Below are 16,417 nucleotides of genomic sequence, written 5' to 3' on the forward strand. Positions count from 1 at the left end.
ACGGTGAAGCATTCGGTGACGCAAGCACGTTCGACGCGTCATCGCACTGCTCAGAACGGCAGGAGCGACCGGACCATCCAGTACGGCCCTTCGAGCTGGTTCTTGAAGGCGCCGACGACTGTCGTTCGCGGTGCGCTCGCGGGGTCGAGCGCGTTCGCGTCGGCGGCGTCGACGCGCACCACCTCGCCGGTGACCTCGCGGCGACCGTCGGCGTCGGTGACGCGCAGGCAGACGAGCGCGTCATCGGGGGTGCCGACGACGCGGTAGACGCCTCGCGGGGCGGGTCCGTCCGCTGGCGATTCGACGAACTCGCCCACCTGAACGGCGTTCGAGTCGACCATGCGACCACGTACTCGCGGCGCCGACGTAAACGTCGGTGCCGCCCCGGCGTTCGCCGAGTGTGCAACCTTTTTCGTGCCAGTGCGTGAACCACCGGTCGATGAGCGACAACACAGTCCTCGTTACCGGTGGCACGGGATTCATCGGGTCGTACGTCGCGAAGGACCTCGTCGAGCACGGGCACGACGTGGTCGCGTACGACCTGTCGACGGACGAGCGCATCCTCGAGAAGGTCGGCGTGGCCGACGAGGTCGAGACGCGTCGCGGCGACGTCACCGACCCGACGGACGTCGTGAACGCAGTTGCGGAGACCGGGACGACGCACATCGTCCACCTCGCGGCGCTCCTGACGAACACCGCGGAGGAGAACCCGCGCGCCGCGATGAACGTGAACGTCGAGGGCACGAGCAACATCTTCGAGGCGGCGCGCACGCTCGACGACCAGGTCGAGCGCGTCGCGTGGGCGTCGAGCGCGGCGATCTACGCACCGCCCCGGCACTACGACGACGGCGGCGACTGGTGGGTCACGGAGGACGACCTCACGTACCCCGACACGCTCTACGGCGCGACGAAGGAGTACAACGAGCACCAGGCCCGCGTCTACCGCGAGGAGTACGGCGTGAGCGACGTCGCGCTCCGCCCGACGGTCGCGTACGGCCCGTACCGCGAGACCGGTGGCTCCGCGTTCCTCGCGAACATCATCGAGAAGCCGGCGCTCGGCGAGCCGTTCGAGGTCGACTACGGCACCGAGGAGATCGACTGGCAGCACGTCGCCGACATCGCGCAGGCGTTCCGCCTCGGCGCGTTCGCGGACGAGGACGACCTCACCCAGCGCGTGTACAACGTCCGCGGCGAGCTCGCGAGCGTCCGCGAGGCCGCCGAGACCGTCGAGGGCATCATGCCCGACGCCGACATCACCGTGAACGACGACGGGGAACTCCCGTGGACGCAGCGCCTCGACATGACCGCCGCGCAGGAGGACCTCGGGTACGACCCCGAGTACGACCTCGACACCGGGTTCCGCGACTACATCAACGTCCTCCGCCAGGAGAACGGCCTCGACCCCGTCTGACCTCGTCGGACCGCCACGTCAGACGTCGACCGTCGTCGGCTCCGTTTCGGCCGCGTGTTCGAGCGCGGACGCGAGGACGACGGTCGCCGTACTCGTCGCCACACCGACGACGACCGGTGGGACCGTCGCGAGCACGGGGCCGAGGACGGCGGTGGCGTCGGCGAGGACGTGCCAGGTGACGACCGCGCCCAGTCCGGTCAGGACGCCCGCGAGCGCGCCCACGGTCGTCGTCCGCTCCCAGTGGAGTCCGAGGAGAATCGGCGCGAACAGTGCGCCGGCGAGCAGGGCAGCGTACAGTGCGACGATGAGCTGGACGAGCCCGCCGAGGAGCGACGGCCGGACGACGAACGCGAGCGGGACGACCGCGGCGAGGGCCGTCGCAGCACGTGTGGCGACCAGCACGTCGTCGACCGACTCCAGTCGGTCGAAGCCGCCCGTCGGTCGGAACACGGCGGCGTAGAGGTCGTACGCGAGCGCCGACGAGGAGACGAGTAGCACCGAGTCGATGGTGCTCAGGACTGCGGCGAGCACGGCGAGCAACAGCAGTCCACCCGCCAACGGGCCGAACAGGGACATCGCGAGTTCGGCGACCGCGGTGTCGGGGTTCGCGAGCTCGGGGAACGCGACGCGTGCGACGAGTCCGAGGACGGCGATGCAACCGGCGACGAACGCCTGCAGGACTATCGAGCGCCTGATCGCGGACGTGACGGTGTCGGGGTCCCGCATCGCGTAGATGCGACTGACCTCGTAGGGCGCGACGGTCATCCCGAGCCCGAACGCGAGCGCGAACCCGAGGATTCGCGTCGGCGCCATCCCCCACTCCAAGAGGGTCGCGTCGACCGTGCGGACGCCGTCGAGGAGTTCGCCGACGCCACCGACGTGGTGGACGCCGACGACGACGGCGACCGCGAGCGCCACCACCATCAGCGCCATCTGGAGCGCGTCGGTGACGATGCTGGCGCGAATCCCACCCGTGGACGTGTACGCGAGCGCGACGGCGACGATGGCGAGCGCGCCGTACAGGCGCGGGATGCCGAGGACGGATTCGAGGACGACGGCGCCGGCGACGTACTGGGCGGCGGTGTAGACGAGGTAGACGACGGCGATGGCGGTGGCGACGAGCGCTCGCGACCGCGCTCCGTTCGCGCCGTCGTCGTCGAACCGGTCGGCGACGAAGTCCGGAACCGTCATGCCGGCGAACGCCCGGAGCTGCGGGGCGACGAGGTACATGGAGACGAGCCACCCGAGCCAGATGCCCGGCCAGATGGCGAGGAAGCTGACGCCGACCGCGTAGTGGATGCCGACGGTGCCGACGAGCGTCCCCGCGCTCATCTGGGTGGCCGCGAGCGACGCAGCGCCGACGGACGCGCCGACGTCGCGGTCCCCGACGAAGAACCGCTTCACGTCCCCGGAGACGGACGGGCGGTTCGACGGCCCGCCGTCCGCCGCTACGTCGGGTGACCGGTCGCCTGCGTCCGCCGACCCGTCATCCGCGCCCGTCGACCCATTGGCCGCGCCCGTCGGCCCGTCGCCATCGGAGGGAGAATCCCTCGGCATACGAGAGAACAGTTCATAACTGAGTCCAAACGACATAAACCGTTTGGGCCCGAAAACGGGTTCATGACACTCGGTCGTGAGGAGGTGACGGTCCTCCACGTCGACGACGACGAGGCCCTCCTCTCGCTGCTGGAGGCGATGATGGAACGCGTCGACCACCAGTTCTCGGTTTCGACGCTCCAGCGACCGACCGAAGCTCTCGAGCGACTCGACGACGGGGACATCGACTGCGTCGTCTGCGACTACGACATGCCCCGGATGAACGGACTGGAGGTCTTGAAGGCGATCCGCGAGGAGTACCCGGACCTGCCGTTCATCCTCTACACCGGGAAGGGGAGCGAGGAGATCGCGAGCGACGCCATCTCCGCTGGCGTGACGGACTACCTCCAGAAGGGCTCGGGGAGCGAGCACTACGAGTTGCTCGCGAACCGCATCCGGAAGTACGTCGAACGGTATCGCGCGAACCGCGAGTACGAGCTCACCGAGGAACGGTATCGTCGACTCGTCGAGCAGTCGATGGTCGGCATCGGGCTCTCGCAGGACGGCGTGTTCGAGTACGTGAACCCGAAGTTCGCGGACATCTTCGGGTACGAAACGGCGGAACTCACGGGAGCATCCATCGAAACCGTCGTCGCGCCGTCGGACGAGGACCGCGTGCGCCGTGCCCTGGCGTCCCGCGAAGCCGGCGACGTCGAAAGCGTCCACTACGTCATCACGGGCCAGCACAAGGACGGCGAGCGCTTCGACGTCGAGGTGAACGGGAGTCGCGTGACCTACGACGACGGCCCGGCGGTGCTGGGGCTCGTCCAACCGCTCTCGACCCGTCGTCGGGCCGAGGCGTCGGTGGACGCGGCGACGCGGACCGAGCTCCGGGTTCGACTGGAGCACGCGCTCGCGGAGCTCTCCGACGGCGGACGCGATGGCGACGCGGTTCGAGATTCCATCGTCGCGGCTCTGGAGGTGCTCGGGAAGCCCGACGACGGCGGCGAGGCGGCCGACCGAGCGAGCGTCGACCTCGCGAGCGCCTGCCGGAGCGCGCTGTCGGCGTCCGACTCGGACGTCGACCTCACCGTCGAGACGTCCCGTCTCGTCGTCGGGAGCCAGACCGCAGTCGAGCAGCTGTTCCGCTCGCTCTGGGACGTCTGGGGCGAGACGGGCGTGGCGCCGACCGCGACGCTCGACGTCACCGAGGACGGCTTCGAGGTCGCGTTCCGGCCGAGCTCCGCGCCGGCGGGGTTCGAGCATCCACCGAATCCGCCGGCTGTCGGTCGCGCCGCGGAACTCCTCGGGTGGGACGTCCACGTGTCGAGGACGGCCGAGGGCGGACGGACGTACGCGTTCCACGGCGTCGGCGACGGCTGATTCCGACGGTGTGGTCGACCACGCGAGAATCGGGAGGGAGAGGGGTGTAACCGGCCGAACGGTCGCCCGTGGACGGACACCGGGGTAACGTCGTAGATGCCCGGCCCAGACTCACGAGTCATAGCTACGGAATGGCTGTGGCTCGGGTTCCGTCGTCGACCGGGTCACACAGACCCGATTTCACCAGCGGGGAAATATTTATTATCTGAAAACTGGACCGTTGACCATGGAGAGACGGAGGTACCTCGGTGCACTGGCGGGTGTCGTGGCGTCGACGGCGGTGGCGGGCTGTCTGCAGGGGGAAGCCGTGCTCCACGAGAATCGGATCACGGCGACGACGCCGACCAAGGAGTGGACGGTCGACCTGGAGGAAGGGAACAACATGCGACTCGAGGTGAACAAGGAGGACGACGACGGCGTCGCGACCGTCACCGGATACGTTCATCGGTCCGACACGGGCGAGGAGGTCGTGGCGACGTCCGCGAGCAGCGGACACGAGCGGTTCGACGTCCCGGCGACGGGGACGTACGTCGTCTCCATTGAGGTGAACGGTGGAACCGGCGAGATAATCCTCCGGGACATGAACTGAACGACGTCGACGCGCTCGGCGGTGGCGCCCTCGCCGCCGGCGTCCTCGTGCTCGCCGCGGTGCGGGCGCAAAAACGCTGACCTCGGGGCTGGTCCGGCGGTGCGCGAGTGCTCGCTGGTCGTCGTCGGTTCGCAGAAGGCGCAGGGCGTTCGACCGCCACCCACCGGGGTCACGGTGACTGTACGTGGCCGTCGCGGCTAGCGCGGGATGGCGGCGTTCTCCATGTCGCCGCCGCACTTGCTGCAGGTTCGTTCGACGTGCGGTGTCTGGCGGCCGCACGCTGTGCACTCGTACCGAGACATCACCTGCGTCATGTGGTAACAATCGACGCGTCCCGTCATAAGGGTTGTGGGGGTATCGAGTCTCGCAACGAGACCACCGAGAACGCCCGAAGGGACCCGCCAGCCGACCGCCCGCGCTAGTCCTGTGTCTGGCTGTACTCGTCGACCCACTCCTTCAGCGTGATACCCATCGCGGCGTCCGTGATGGCGTTCGAGGACGCCGAGTTCGCGGACTTCACGAGCTCGGCCTCAAGCGTCCGCGTCGGGACCTCGCCGAGGAAGTGCGGGATGGCGCGCTGCACGCTGATGGGCGCCCCGACCTCGTGCGCGAGCGCGTACCCCGAGATGGAGTGCGGGACCGCCTCGGTCGCGTAGTGCTCGCGGTCCGGGTCGACGAGCAGTTCGGCGTCGACGTGGTCGACGTACTCGTAGCACTTCCCGACGTCGTGCAGCAGGCACGCCGCGACGACGACGTCGACGTCGACGTCCGCCCCGTGGAACTCCCGCTGGACGTGCGCCGACTCCAGCGCGACCTTCGTGACGCCGCGGACGTGCTCGACGTTCGACACCTCGTGGATGTTCCACGCGTACGGGATGTCCGCGATGTCCTGCCAGCCGCCGCGTTCCAGCCCGAGCGTCCACGCCTCGACGACCTGCTCGCGGAGCGCGTCGTCACCGATCTCCGCGAGCTCCGGGTACGCGTCCCGGACCTGCGCCTCGTAGTCCGGCGCGTCGGTGGCGTCGTCGTCGCCCATCAGTACCCCTCGGCGTCGACCTCGTCCTTCTGGACGACCTCTCGGCCGATGAACCGCGGGCGCTTCTCGACCGCGAGGAAGTTGTTCACGTCCTCGCGGGCCGCCGCGGCGACCTCGCGGGTCGGGTCGTAGTCGCGGGAGCCTTCGCTCCCGAGGGCCTCGTGGAGGTCGTCGAGCGTCTCGAAGTACAGTTCGGCAACGCCGTCGAACTCGGCGTTCTCCGGGTCCGTCGGGTACACGGTCTGGTAGCGGACGACGCCCTCGATGTCCTTCGCGAGCGGACTGTGGTTGTTCTCCCAGTAGTCGCGGAACTCGTCGTGGGTCATCCCGTCCTTGCGGACGAGGAACGCCGAGTGCTTGTAGAGGCCGTCCGTGTCGCCGTCGACCTCGTCCTTCCAGACCTTCTCCTCGCCGATGAAGCGCGGTCGCTCGTTCACCGCGAGGAAGTTGTTCACGTCCTCGCGGGCCGCCGCGGCGACCTCGCGGGTCGGGTCGTAGTCGCGACTGCCTTCGCTCCCGAGGGCCTCGTGGAGGTCGTCGAGCGTCTCGAAGTACAGCTCAGCGAGCCCGTCGAACTCGCTGTTCTCGGGGTCGTTCGGGTACACCGTGTGGTAGCGGACGACGCCCTCGATGTCCTTCGCGAGCGGCGAATGCTGGTTCTTCCAGTAGTCGGTGAACTCCTCGTGAGTCATGTCGTCCTTCCGGACGAGACAGGCGACGTGCTTGAACATACGTTCGAGTCGACGCCCGGCGAGCCGATAAAATGGGGGGAACCGTCGCGGCGTGCTCCCGCGACGGTCCGTGGGGCGTTATCGCATCTCGTCGAGCGTGTAGACGGTGTCGGACATGATCCAGGCGTCGTCCTCGTCGGCTTCCTCGATGGAGATCGCGTAGAACGAGTCACGGCCGTCGTCGACCGTGATGTGGTAGCCCTCGCTCGTGAGGACTGGGCCGGCCACGGGAGCTGATTCAGGCATATTCACACGTTCCCTCGGGGAGGGCCATGGATAACGGGCACGGTTTCGGTCGTTCGCGGCCCGAGACCGCCCTTGAGGGCGGTACGCGGGGTCGCCGGCTGGTGGTTTCCGTGCGGATGCAGCGCTCCTCGGGACGAACCGCCGTCCGCGTCGCTGCGGACCGCGTTCAGTGCCCGCCGCGGTGGTCGTGGACGCGTTTGACCTTCCCGACCTCGGTGCGGTCGATGGTGTCGGGCGGGACGACGTCGACCTCGTCGGGCGTGAGGCCGAGGGCGTCGGCGAGCCGGTCGGTGACGTCGCTCGCGAGGTCGTTCCGGGTGGGGGCGGCGACGTCGTGGTCGGGGTCCACCTCGACGGTCACCTCGATGGTGTCGAGGCGCTGCTGTCGGTAGACGTCGATGCGGTACTGGGGGGCGAGCGCGTCGAACTCGAGGAGGACGTGCTCTATCTCCGTCGGGTAGACGTTGACGCCGCGGACGACGAGGAGGTCGTCGCTCCGCCCGACGACCCGGATGCGCGAGTGGGTTCGGCCGCACTCGCAGCGGTCGGTGGTGCGTTCGACGACGTCCCCGGTCCGGTAGCGGAGGACGGGGACGGCTTCCTTCTGGAGCCCGGTGAGGACGAGTTCGCCGCGGTCGCCGTCGGGGACGCGCTCGCCGGTGTCGGGGTCGACGACCTCGACGAGGTAGTGGTCCTCCCAGACGTGCATGCCGTCGGTGGCTTCGGCGCATTCGGTGGCGACGCCGGGCCCGTAGAGCTCGGTGAGGCCGTAGTTCTCCGTGACGACGGCGTCGAACGCGTCCGCTATCTCCTCGCGCATCGCCGCGGTCGAGGCTTCGGCGCCGACGGGGACGTGCGTGATGGGGAGGTCGCGCGGGTCGCCGCCGCGGTCGCGGACGTGGTCGGCGAGGTAGAGCGCGTAGCTCGGCATGCAGACGAACCCGGAGACGCCGAGGTCCCGGACGAGGTCGGCCTGGCGGCTCGTGTTCCCGCCGCCGGCGGGGACGACGCACGCGCCGAGTTCCTCGACCGCGTCGTGCCAGCCGAGACCGCCCGTGAAGAGGCCGTACCCGCACGCGTTCTGGACGACGTCGCCCGGTCGGAGGCCCGCAGCGTACAGCGAGCGGGCGCCGAGCGCACGCCACTTCTCGAGGTCGCCCGCGGTGTACGCGACGAGCTTCGGCTTGCCCGTGGTCCCCGAGGAGGCGTGGACGCGCCGGAGGTCCTCGCGCGGAACTGCGAACAGGCCGTCGGGGTAGTTGTCGCGGAAGTCCGCTTTCGTGGTGAACGGGAGGTCGGGGAGGGTCGCGTGCGCGAGGTCACCGGGTTCGAGTCCGGCGTCGGCGAAGCGCTCGCGGTACAGCTCGACGCTCGTGGCGCGTTCGGCCGCTCGCCGGAGGTGTTCGCGCTGGCGGTCGCGGAGGCGTTCGCGCGAGACGGCCTCCACGTCGTGGTACGTCATAGCTACACGCGCGTCGGCGAAGACGAAAAGCGTTGCCCGCGACCGCTGTCGGCGGCAGGAACCCACCCGTGTTGCAGTCGACGCGCACCGCGGCTTGGACGCCAACCGTTAACCTCTCGCACGGAGAACCCCGACGCATGCCGACAGACCCATCGACCGTCGACGACGAGCGAAGGGCCGACGACGGCGACCGCACGGACGCGACCGTCCTCCAGGGACTCGTCGACGACCTCCTCGTGCAGGACGCCGACCGCCACGAGCGCGCACTCGCCGAACTCGCCGCGGTCGGCGACGAGCGCGTCGTCGCGCACCTCGTCGACGCCGCCGCCCTCCAAGCGGTCGCGAGCGACTGGGAGAACCTGGGATTCCCCGAGGTGTTCAGGGGCCGCGACCCACCGTACGCGTTCCAGCACCCGGAGACGCGGTTCCCGGGCGTCCTCGACGCACTCTGCGCGGTCGCTCCCCCGGAGTTCGACCAGCCCGGCGTCGCCTGGCTCCAGTGGGAGTCCTGGTACACGCAGACCGACCCCGACACGCTCGACGGCTACGTCGACTGGAAGGTCCGCTTCTACCGCACGTACCACCCGACCGTCGGGCACCTCCTCGACGTCGAGCCGAAGCACCCCGACTTCGACGGCGTCCGCTGGGGGAGCACCGACCCGACCGTCCTCCATCCGCTGAACTTCCCGGACTGGACGACCGACGACGCGCACCTGGCGGACGACGACCTCGTCTACGGGTTCCGCGCCGACGACGCCGCGTACGCCGTCCCGCGCTACCTCCTCTTCCCCCACGAGTTCGCGAACCTCGACGTCGGCGACGACCCGCTCGCACTCACCTACTGCACGATGTGTAACTCGCCGATCCTCTACGACGCCACGGTCGAGAACGGAAGCGTCGACGCCCCCCGCCAGTTCGCCTCGACCGGCTGCCTCTGGAACGGGAACAAGCTCATGTACGACGAGGAGACCCTCACGCTCTGGAACCAGCAGACCGGAACGCCCATCGCTGGCCCCGACTACGCTCGCCACTGCGACCCGAACGAACCCGACGTCGCGCTGGAGTTCCGCCCGGTCACGCAGACGACGTGGGGCGAGTGGCGCGACGACCACCCCGACTCGGCGGTCGTCTCTAGGGACACCGGCTACGACCTCGACTACGAGTTCTACCGCGACTACGACGGGTTCGTGAAGCGCCACTACTGGGAGAACGACGACGTCTTCCATCCCGGCGTCCGCGCCGAGGAGAGCGCGCTCGACGACCGCACCGCCGTCTACGGCGTCGAGAGCGACGACGGCCTGCACGCGTTCGTCGTCGAGCGCGTCCGCGACGCGTGGCCGGTCGCGGACGAGATAGACGGCCGCGCCGTGGTCGCGCTCCCGTTCGACGGCGACGTCGCGGTCTACGACGCCCCCGGCGGCTCCCTGGAACGGGCCGACGCCGCGGACGACGGCGCGGTCCTCGTCGACGGCGACGGCCGCCGCTGGCGGCCGACCCACGACGCGCTCGTCCCCGCAGACGACGAGGGGTCACCGAGGGACCGCGTCTCCGGGCGGCACGGCCTCTGGCTCGCGTTCCGCCCGCACTACGAGACCGTCCACGTCGCCGGAACCGACTCGCCCGGAACCACCGGGAGCGACGAGGAGGCACCGGAGCGATGACTCACGGCACCCCCATCCGCGTGGAGCACACCGGTATCGCGGTCGCGGACTTCGACGCCGCCGAGAGCGTCCTCCAGGTGCTCGGCGCGCACAAGTACGTCGACGACACCGGCCCCGACGACGGGTTCCGCTGGGCCGGGTACGTCCTCGGGGACGCCAGCCGGCTCGAACTCGTCACGCCGCTCGACGACGACAACTTCATCCGCGAGTTCCTCGACCGGCACGGTCCCGGCCTCCACCACGTCACGTTCGAGGTCGCGGACATGGACGCGGTCGTCGACGCCTGCGAGGCGAACGACATCACCGTCGTCGACCGCGCGCAGTACGACACCTACGAGGAGGCGTTCCTGTCGCCCGCGAACCCGACGGGCGTCCTCTTCCAGTTCATGCGGTACCGCGACGGGTACGCCGACAAGTACGACAGTCCCGACACGTACGTGAACGGGATGCCCGTCCGCGACGCGTTCGCGGACGAGGACTGACCGCCCGGCGAACCCCTGGGCGTCGTCGCGCTCGCCGCGACGCGAACCGTTAGGTGCGCCGCGAGCGACCGCCTCGACATGACGACACCGTCCGTGACGCTCCCGAGCGGCGACGCACTCCCACTCGTCGGGATGGGCACGTACAAGCTCGAAGGCGCCGCCGTCCGCGACCCCGTCCACGCGGCGCTCGACGCCGGCTACGACCACGTCGACACCGCGGAAGGCTACGCGAACGAGGACGCGCTCGGTGACGCGCTCGCCGCGAGCGACGTCGACCGCGACGACGTCTTCCTCACCTCGAAGGTCCTCCCGAAGCACCTCGCGTACGAGAGCGTCATCGACGCCTGCGAGCGCACGCTCGACGCGCTCGGCGTCGACGCCCTCGACCTGTACCTGATTCACTGGCCGAACCCCGCCATCTCGATGCGGGAGACGCTCGACGCCATGGCGACCCTGCACGACCGCGGGCTCGTCCGGAACGTCGGCGTGTCGAACTTCGACACCTACCAGCTCGGGGTCGCCCTGCACGTCTCGGACGTCCCCATCGCCGTGAACCAGATCGAGTACCACCCGTGGCTCCAGCGCCCGCAACTCGTCGACTTCTGCCGCGAGCGCGACGTCGCCGTCGAGGCCGCGGCACCGCTCGCCCGCGGCGAGTTCCTCGACGACGACGCGCTCGTCGATATCGCCGCGAAACACGAGAAGACGCCCGCGCAGGTCGCCCTCCGGTGGGCGATCGAGGACGACGTCGTCGTCCTCCCGAAATCGAGTTCGCCCGAACACGTCCGCGAGAACCACGACGTCCTCGACTTCGAACTCGACCCCGAGGACCGCGAGCGCATCGACGCGCTCGACCGCGACCACGCCGTCTACGACGACCGCGAGCGCGACTGGACGCGCGACGTCTTCGGCATCGCCGAGTGAGGAGGCCGGTGCGAAGCGCGGTCGCGCGCTCGCGGTCAGTCCGCGAAGGAGACGCCGAGGTAGCGTTCGACGGTCTCCTCGTCCGCGCGCAGGTCCGCTGGCGTGGCCTCGTGAACGATCTGGCCGTGCGCGAGGACGTACACGCGGTCGGCGAGGTCGAGCGCGACGCGGACGTTCTGCTCGACGAGCAGGACGGTGATGCCGGCGTCGCGGACCTCCTCGACGACCTCCATCACGCGGTCGACGATCATCGGCGCGAGCCCCTCCGTGGGTTCGTCGAGCATCAGGAGGTCGGCGCCGGAGACGAGCGCGCGAGCGATCGAGAGCATCTGTTGCTCGCCGCCCGAGAGGTCGCTCCCGCGGTTCTCGCGGCGTTCGCCCAGGTTCTCGAACGTGTCGTACACCCACGCGAGGTCACGGCGGTTCTCGGTGTCGGCACCGCCGTAGCTCGCGAGCTCCAGGTTCTCCTCGACGGAGAGCCCCGGGAAGATGCGCCGTTCCTCGGGAACGAGACCGATGCCGCGACGCACGGTCTCCACCGGGCCGAGGTCCGTGACGTCCTCACCGCGGTACGTGACGGTGCCGTCCCACGGTTCGACCGACCCGAGGACCGTCCGGAGGGTCGTGGTCTTCCCGACGCCGTTCCGGCCGACGAGCGCGACGATCTCGCCCTCGTCGACGTGCGCGTCGATGCCTTCGAGGACGCGCGTCTCGCCGTACCCCGACTGGACGTCGTCGAGTTCCAGCATGCTCATCGCTCGACACCTCGCTCGTGGTTGTCGTGGTCGACTCCCGTCACCTCGTTCGCTCGCGGTTGCGGTCCATTCATGCGTGACTCCCTCCGAGGTACGCCGCCTGCACCTCTTCGTTGCTCGCGACCTCCTCGGGCGTCCCCGTCGTCACCACGCTCCCGCGGTTGAGGACGGTGATGCGGTCGGAGACGTCCATCACGAGGTCGATGTCGTGCTCGATGAGCAGCAGCGTCTGGTCCGCGAGGACGTCGTCGACGAGGTCCATCGTCGCCGCCGTCTCCTCGACGCCCATCCCCGCGGTCGGTTCGTCGAGCAGGACGACCTCGGGGTCGGTCGCGAGCACCAGTCCGATCTCGAGTCGGCGCTGGTCGCCGTACGCGAGCGTCGAGGCGCGCGTCGCCGCCTTCTCGCCGAGTCCGACGTCCTCGAGCACGCGCTGGGCGTGCTCCGTGACGTCCTCGAACCGGGTCTTGTCGCGGAACAACTGCGCGCCCGCGCTCATCCGTCGACTCGGGATCGATTGCGCGGCGAGCCGGACGTTCTCCAGGACGGTCAACCCGCCGAAGACGTTCGTTATCTGGAACGACCGGCCGATGCCGCGACGCACGCGCTCGTAGCTCGGGAGGTCCGTGACGTCCTCGCCGTCGAACACCACCTGGCCGTCGCTCGCACGGAGCGCGCCCGTGATGGTGTTGAACAGCGTCGTCTTCCCGGCACCGTTCGGGCCGATTACGCTCCGGAACTCGCCGGCCTCGACCGAGAGGTTCACGTGGTCGACCGCGACGAGCTCGTCGAACCGCCGCGTCAGGTCGTGCGTCTCGAGGATGGCCATCAGTCGCCCACCTCCGGGTCGGTCGACTCGGTGACGGATTCGCCGCCGCCGCCACCGCCCGCGCCGAATCGCGCGCGGAGCGTCTCCGGGAGCGACACGAGCCCTTCGGGGACGTAGATGACGAACACGACGAAGATGAGGCCGAGGATGCCCTCCCACTGCGAGAGCAGTTCCCCGGCGAGTCCGGGCGTGGACTCGCCGAACGTCAGGAGCACCTCCTTCAGGCCGAGGAACGCGCCGGCGCCGAGCATCGGCCCGTACAGCGTCCCCATACCACCGAGCAGGGTCATGACGATGACCTCGCCGGACTTCAACCAGAACAGGAACGACGGGCCGACGCCGAAGCTGTTCACGGTCGCGAGCCCGCCCGCGAGCCCGGCGAGCCCACCGGACACCATGAACGCACGGCGCTTGTACGCGACCGTGTCGTACCCGAGGAACTCCGCGCGGTCCTCGCTCTCGCGGATCGCCTGCAGGACGCTCCCGAACGGCGCGCGCATCATCTGGCGCGCGACTAGGTACGAGCCGACGACGAGCGCGAGGACGACGTAGTAGAACAGCTCGACGTCGCCGAACAGGCTCACCTGCCCGACCTCGCCGATGCCGATGCCGTACGTCGGGTCGTAGCCCGTGTAGAGTCCGTCGCTGCCGCCGGTCGCGTCGAACTTCGTCACGGCGTTGTACGCCAGTTGCGCGAACCCGAGCGTGATCATCGCGAAGTACACGCCGGAGACGCGGATGGAGAGGTAGCCGACGAACCACGCCACGGCGAGCGAGAGCACGATGCCCGCGAGCAACCCGACCCAGAAGACCTGGGTGACGTACAGCGACATCATCACGGTCGCGTACGCGCCGACGCCGTAGAAGAGGACGTGCCCGAGCGACACGAGCCCGGCGTACCCCATCACGAAGTCGAGACTGAGCGCGAACAACGCCCAGACGAGGATGTTCAGGACGAGCGAGTTCGGGATGTAACTGGAGTAGACGACGCCGATGCCGAGCGGCACGAGCGCGAGGACGCCGACGAGCCCGACGGCGAGGTACCGTCGCGTCGTCGTGTCGAGGACGCCGTCGCCACCGCCGGTCAACAGGTCGCCCTCCTCGCCGCCCTGGTTCTGCCATTCGGGGTTCCCGAACAGCCCCTGCGGTTTGACGAGGAGGATGCCGACCATGAGGAGGTAGACGACGACGCCCGTGAGCGCCGGGACGTACGTCTGCGTGAGCGTCTGCACGATCCCGATTCCGAGCCCGCCCGCGACCGCCCCGCGGAAGCTCCCGAGTCCGCCGAGGACGACGACGACGAACGCCGGGATGATGATCGAGTTCCCCATGCCGAGCGCGACCTCCTGCTTCGCGCCGAGGACGATGCCCGCGACCGCGGCGAGCATGCAACCGAACGCGAACACGAGCGTGTAGTACCGGTCGATGTCGATACCGAGCGCGCGCACCATCCCGCGGTCCTGCGCGCCGCCGCGGATGATGATACCGACGCGAGTCTCCGTCAGCGCCAGCCACGTCCCGAGCGCGAGGACGCCGCCCGCGACGATGACGAAGTAGTTGTACAGCGAGTACTGGAAGCCCGCGATCGTGACCGGGCCCGCGAGCAGCGCGGGTTTCGCGAAGTTCTGCGGTTGCGTCCCCCAGATGAGTTCGATCGCGTCGGCGATGACGAGCACGAGCCCGAACGTCAACAGGATGTGGTAGAGCGGGTTCCGGCCGTACAGCGGACGGATCGTGATGCGCTCGGTGAGGCCACCGACGACGCCCACGATGAGCGGTGCGACGACGAGCGCGATCCAGAAGCCGCCCGACGCACCACCGATAGCACCCGCTATGCCGACCGCGAGGTACGCGCCGAGCGCGTAGAACTCGCCGTGCGCGAAGTTGATGACGTCCATCACGCCGAAGATGATGGACAACCCCGCGGCGAGCAGGACGTACACCATCCCGACGCTCAGGCCGTTCAGGAGCTGCGTCAGCAGCGCGCCTCCCGTGACCATTATAGGGAACAGTTCGTCGATTCGCAGGAGGGGATTGCGTCCTCTCCGCTGAACTTCTCGATGAGTTCGACGTCCGCGACCTCACCCGAGTCCGGTTCGACGTTCTGTCCGACCCACACGGGGTTCATCGCTTGCTGGTCGCACTCGCGATACCGGTTCGTGCCGAGGACGCTGTTCGTCTCCAGTCCGGCGAGGGCGTCCTTGACCTCCGTCGGGTCGGTCGAATCGGCCTCCTGGATGCCCATCGCGGTCATGCGGATGGAGTCGTAGCCGACGCGCGCGAAGTTCCCGGGTGCACCGTCGTCGGGGTACTCGCTCGTGTACGCGTCGACGAACTGCTGGTTCCATCCGGTCTCGAGGCTCGCGTTGTACCGGACGCCGCTGTAGATCCCGTAGCCGGCGGTGCCGAGGCCGGCGCGGAGGGACTGGAACGACGCGGTGGTCGTGATGATCTCGACGTCGTCGCCGAGGCCCGCGCTCGCCGCCTGGTTCCCGAACCGCACGAAGTCCCCGCCGGTGGAGCCGACGACGAGCACGTCCGCGTCCGAGCTCTGGATCTGGGAGATGTAGGACTCGTAGTTCTGTGCGCCGAGTTCGGCGCGCGACACGCCGACCTCGTTGAACTCCGCGTCCGCGGACTTCATGCGCGACCGCCACTCTCGGAGCACCGACTGCCCGTACGCGTAGTCCGCGATGTGGAACCAGACGTCGGACCCGAGGTTCTCGAGCGCCCACACCGCAGCGCCCTCGGCGATCTGGGCGGTGTTCGTCTCGGAGCGGAACACGTACTCGTTACAGCTCTCGCCGGTGATGGGGATCGCTGCCGCGCCCGGGTTATAGATCACCTCGTTCTCCTGAGCGAACGAGTTGAGCGCGAGCCCGACCTGACTGGAGATCGCGCCCATGACGAAGTCCGCGCCGTCCTGTTCGACGAGCTGGGACGCGGCCTGCGTCGCGGTCGACGCCCCGGTCTCGGTGTCGCCGTAGACGCCCTCTATCTCGTAGCCGAAGTCGTCGCTCTCGTTCAGGTGCTGGATGGCGAGCTCCGCGCCGTGGCGCTGGAACGGACCGAGCGACGAGTAGCTCCCCGAGATCGGGCTGACGACGCCGTAGGTGACGGTGCCGCCACCGCTGCCGCCGATGTTCGAGAGGCACCCGGAGAGCCCGGCGACGCCAGCGACGCCAGCGGCCTTCAGGACGTCGCGTCTGTCGACGCGGCCCCTGGATGCTCGCCGTTCCGTGCCACCATCCGTTCGAATGGTATTGTCTGCCACATGCTGTCTGCGTCGGGAGTCCTCTAAAGCGTAGTCGTTTATATCACGAACTTTTCTTCGAAACAGGGCGACCGCAGGTGATTCACCGGCAAGATTGA

Annotated in this window: 17 protein-coding genes; 6 read left to right on the forward strand and 11 right to left on the reverse strand. The window is 69.0% G+C overall.

What is annotated here, in order from left to right; all coding sequences use genetic code 11:
• Positions 1-50: 50 nt before the first annotated feature.
• On the reverse strand, positions 51-341 hold the full coding sequence (locus SM754_RS15565; RefSeq protein ID WP_323677163.1) for a hypothetical protein: 291 nt from the start codon (positions 339-341) through the stop codon (positions 51-53).
• A gap of 98 nt (positions 342-439) precedes the next feature.
• On the opposite strand from SM754_RS15565, the gene SM754_RS15570 reads away from it, so the two are divergent.
• The gene (locus SM754_RS15570; protein WP_323677164.1) at positions 440-1,411 is read left to right on the forward strand and encodes an NAD-dependent epimerase/dehydratase family protein; all 972 of its coding nucleotides are present in this window, start codon (positions 440-442) and stop codon (positions 1,409-1,411) included.
• Positions 1,412-1,429: 18 nt separating this feature from the next.
• On the opposite strand, the gene SM754_RS15575 is transcribed toward SM754_RS15570, so the two are convergent.
• A complete protein-coding gene (locus tag SM754_RS15575; protein ID WP_323677165.1) occupies positions 1,430-2,968 on the reverse strand; it encodes a sodium:solute symporter family protein in 1,539 nt (512 codons plus the stop codon).
• A gap of 63 nt (positions 2,969-3,031) precedes the next feature.
• On the opposite strand from SM754_RS15575, the gene SM754_RS15580 reads away from it, so the two are divergent.
• Together SM754_RS15580 and SM754_RS15585 are read left to right on the forward strand one after the other, a co-directional pair.
• The gene (locus SM754_RS15580; protein ID WP_323677166.1) at positions 3,032-4,330 is read left to right on the forward strand and encodes a response regulator; all 1,299 of its coding nucleotides are present in this window, start codon (positions 3,032-3,034) and stop codon (positions 4,328-4,330) included.
• 226 nt (positions 4,331-4,556) lie between these two features.
• Positions 4,557-4,919, forward strand: a complete 363-nt coding sequence (locus SM754_RS15585; protein ID WP_323677167.1) for a hypothetical protein — start codon at positions 4,557-4,559, stop codon at positions 4,917-4,919.
• Between the two features lie 197 nt (positions 4,920-5,116).
• Here the strand turns inward: SM754_RS15585 and SM754_RS15590 are convergent, their stop codons facing one another.
• From SM754_RS15590 to SM754_RS15610, 5 genes are all read right to left on the reverse strand, one after another.
• Positions 5,117-5,260 carry a rubrerythrin-like domain-containing protein gene (locus SM754_RS15590; protein ID WP_501993801.1) on the reverse strand — a complete coding sequence of 48 codons (144 nt, stop codon included), beginning with the start codon at positions 5,258-5,260 and terminating at the stop codon, positions 5,117-5,119.
• A gap of 77 nt (positions 5,261-5,337) precedes the next feature.
• Entirely contained in the window at positions 5,338-5,955 is a 618-nt protein-coding gene (locus SM754_RS15595; RefSeq protein ID WP_323677169.1) for an HD domain-containing protein, read from the reverse strand.
• Entirely contained in the window at positions 5,955-6,686 is a 732-nt protein-coding gene (locus SM754_RS15600) for an EthD domain-containing protein (protein WP_323677170.1), read from the reverse strand. The genes SM754_RS15595 and SM754_RS15600 overlap by 1 nt, the downstream gene beginning before the upstream one ends.
• Positions 6,687-6,764: 78 nt before the next feature.
• Complete coding sequence (locus SM754_RS15605; RefSeq protein ID WP_323677171.1) at positions 6,765-6,932, reverse strand: hypothetical protein; 168 nt, start codon at positions 6,930-6,932, stop codon at positions 6,765-6,767.
• 166 nt (positions 6,933-7,098) lie between these two features.
• Positions 7,099-8,460, reverse strand: a complete 1,362-nt coding sequence (locus SM754_RS15610) for a phenylacetate--CoA ligase family protein (RefSeq protein ID WP_323677172.1) — start codon at positions 8,458-8,460, stop codon at positions 7,099-7,101.
• Between the two features lie 71 nt (positions 8,461-8,531).
• Here SM754_RS15610 and SM754_RS15615 point away from each other — a divergent pair, with 71 nt between their 5' ends.
• The 3 genes from SM754_RS15615 (at position 8,532) to SM754_RS15625 (ending at position 11,461) form a co-directional block, all read left to right on the forward strand.
• Positions 8,532-10,055: a DUF3179 domain-containing (seleno)protein gene (locus SM754_RS15615; protein ID WP_323677173.1), complete on the forward strand. Its 1,524-nt coding sequence runs from the start codon at positions 8,532-8,534 to the stop codon at positions 10,053-10,055.
• Positions 10,052-10,537: a VOC family protein gene (locus SM754_RS15620; protein ID WP_323677174.1), complete on the forward strand. Its 486-nt coding sequence runs from the start codon at positions 10,052-10,054 to the stop codon at positions 10,535-10,537. The genes SM754_RS15615 and SM754_RS15620 overlap by 4 nt, the downstream gene beginning before the upstream one ends.
• Positions 10,538-10,615: 78 nt before the next feature.
• Positions 10,616-11,461 carry an aldo/keto reductase gene (locus SM754_RS15625; RefSeq protein ID WP_323677175.1) on the forward strand — a complete coding sequence of 282 codons (846 nt, stop codon included), beginning with the start codon at positions 10,616-10,618 and terminating at the stop codon, positions 11,459-11,461.
• 35 nt (positions 11,462-11,496) lie between these two features.
• Here SM754_RS15625 and SM754_RS15630 read toward each other — a convergent pair whose 3' ends face one another.
• The 4 genes from SM754_RS15630 to SM754_RS15645 form a co-directional block, all read right to left on the reverse strand.
• On the reverse strand, positions 11,497-12,210 hold the full coding sequence (locus SM754_RS15630; RefSeq protein WP_501993805.1) for an ABC transporter ATP-binding protein: 714 nt from the start codon (positions 12,208-12,210) through the stop codon (positions 11,497-11,499).
• Between the two features lie 76 nt (positions 12,211-12,286).
• Positions 12,287-13,045, reverse strand: coding sequence for an ABC transporter ATP-binding protein (locus tag SM754_RS15635; protein WP_323677177.1), 759 nt, complete (start codon positions 13,043-13,045; stop codon positions 12,287-12,289).
• A complete protein-coding gene (locus SM754_RS15640; protein ID WP_323677178.1) occupies positions 13,045-15,045 on the reverse strand; it encodes an ABC transporter permease in 2,001 nt (666 codons plus the stop codon). Before SM754_RS15640 ends, SM754_RS15635 begins: the two co-directional genes overlap by 1 nt.
• Positions 15,045-16,319 (reverse strand): ABC transporter substrate-binding protein, encoded by a 1,275-nt coding sequence (locus SM754_RS15645; protein ID WP_323677179.1) that lies wholly within the window; start codon positions 16,317-16,319, stop codon positions 15,045-15,047. Before SM754_RS15645 ends, SM754_RS15640 begins: the two co-directional genes overlap by 1 nt.
• Between the last annotated feature and the right edge of the window lie 98 nt (positions 16,320-16,417).

It is taken from the genome of Halorubellus amylolyticus, assembly GCF_034808145.1.
Classification (GTDB): Archaea; Halobacteriota; Halobacteria; order Halobacteriales; family Natrialbaceae; genus Halorubellus.

Coding starts and splice junctions, on each gene's coding strand:
- SM754_RS15565 (WP_323677163.1), bottom strand. CDS start 341: ATGGTCGACTCGAACGCCGTTCAGGTGGGCGAGTTCGTCGAATCGCCA.
- SM754_RS15570 (WP_323677164.1), top strand. CDS start 440: ATGAGCGACAACACAGTCCTCGTTACCGGTGGCACGGGATTCATCGGG.
- SM754_RS15575 (WP_323677165.1), bottom strand. CDS start 2,968: ATGCCGAGGGATTCTCCCTCCGATGGCGACGGGCCGACGGGCGCGGCC.
- SM754_RS15580 (WP_323677166.1), top strand. CDS start 3,032: ATGACACTCGGTCGTGAGGAGGTGACGGTCCTCCACGTCGACGACGAC.
- SM754_RS15585 (WP_323677167.1), top strand. CDS start 4,557: ATGGAGAGACGGAGGTACCTCGGTGCACTGGCGGGTGTCGTGGCGTCG.
- SM754_RS15590 (WP_501993801.1), bottom strand. CDS start 5,260: ATGACGGGACGCGTCGATTGTTACCACATGACGCAGGTGATGTCTCGG.
- SM754_RS15595 (WP_323677169.1), bottom strand. CDS start 5,955: ATGGGCGACGACGACGCCACCGACGCGCCGGACTACGAGGCGCAGGTC.
- SM754_RS15600 (WP_323677170.1), bottom strand. CDS start 6,686: ATGTTCAAGCACGTCGCCTGTCTCGTCCGGAAGGACGACATGACTCAC.
- SM754_RS15605 (WP_323677171.1), bottom strand. CDS start 6,932: ATGCCTGAATCAGCTCCCGTGGCCGGCCCAGTCCTCACGAGCGAGGGC.
- SM754_RS15615 (WP_323677173.1), top strand. CDS start 8,532: ATGCCGACAGACCCATCGACCGTCGACGACGAGCGAAGGGCCGACGAC.
- SM754_RS15620 (WP_323677174.1), top strand. CDS start 10,052: ATGACTCACGGCACCCCCATCCGCGTGGAGCACACCGGTATCGCGGTC.
- SM754_RS15625 (WP_323677175.1), top strand. CDS start 10,616: ATGACGACACCGTCCGTGACGCTCCCGAGCGGCGACGCACTCCCACTC.
- SM754_RS15630 (WP_501993805.1), bottom strand. CDS start 12,210: ATGCTGGAACTCGACGACGTCCAGTCGGGGTACGGCGAGACGCGCGTC.
- SM754_RS15635 (WP_323677177.1), bottom strand. CDS start 13,045: ATGGCCATCCTCGAGACGCACGACCTGACGCGGCGGTTCGACGAGCTC.
- SM754_RS15640 (WP_323677178.1), bottom strand. CDS start 15,045: ATGGTCACGGGAGGCGCGCTGCTGACGCAGCTCCTGAACGGCCTGAGC.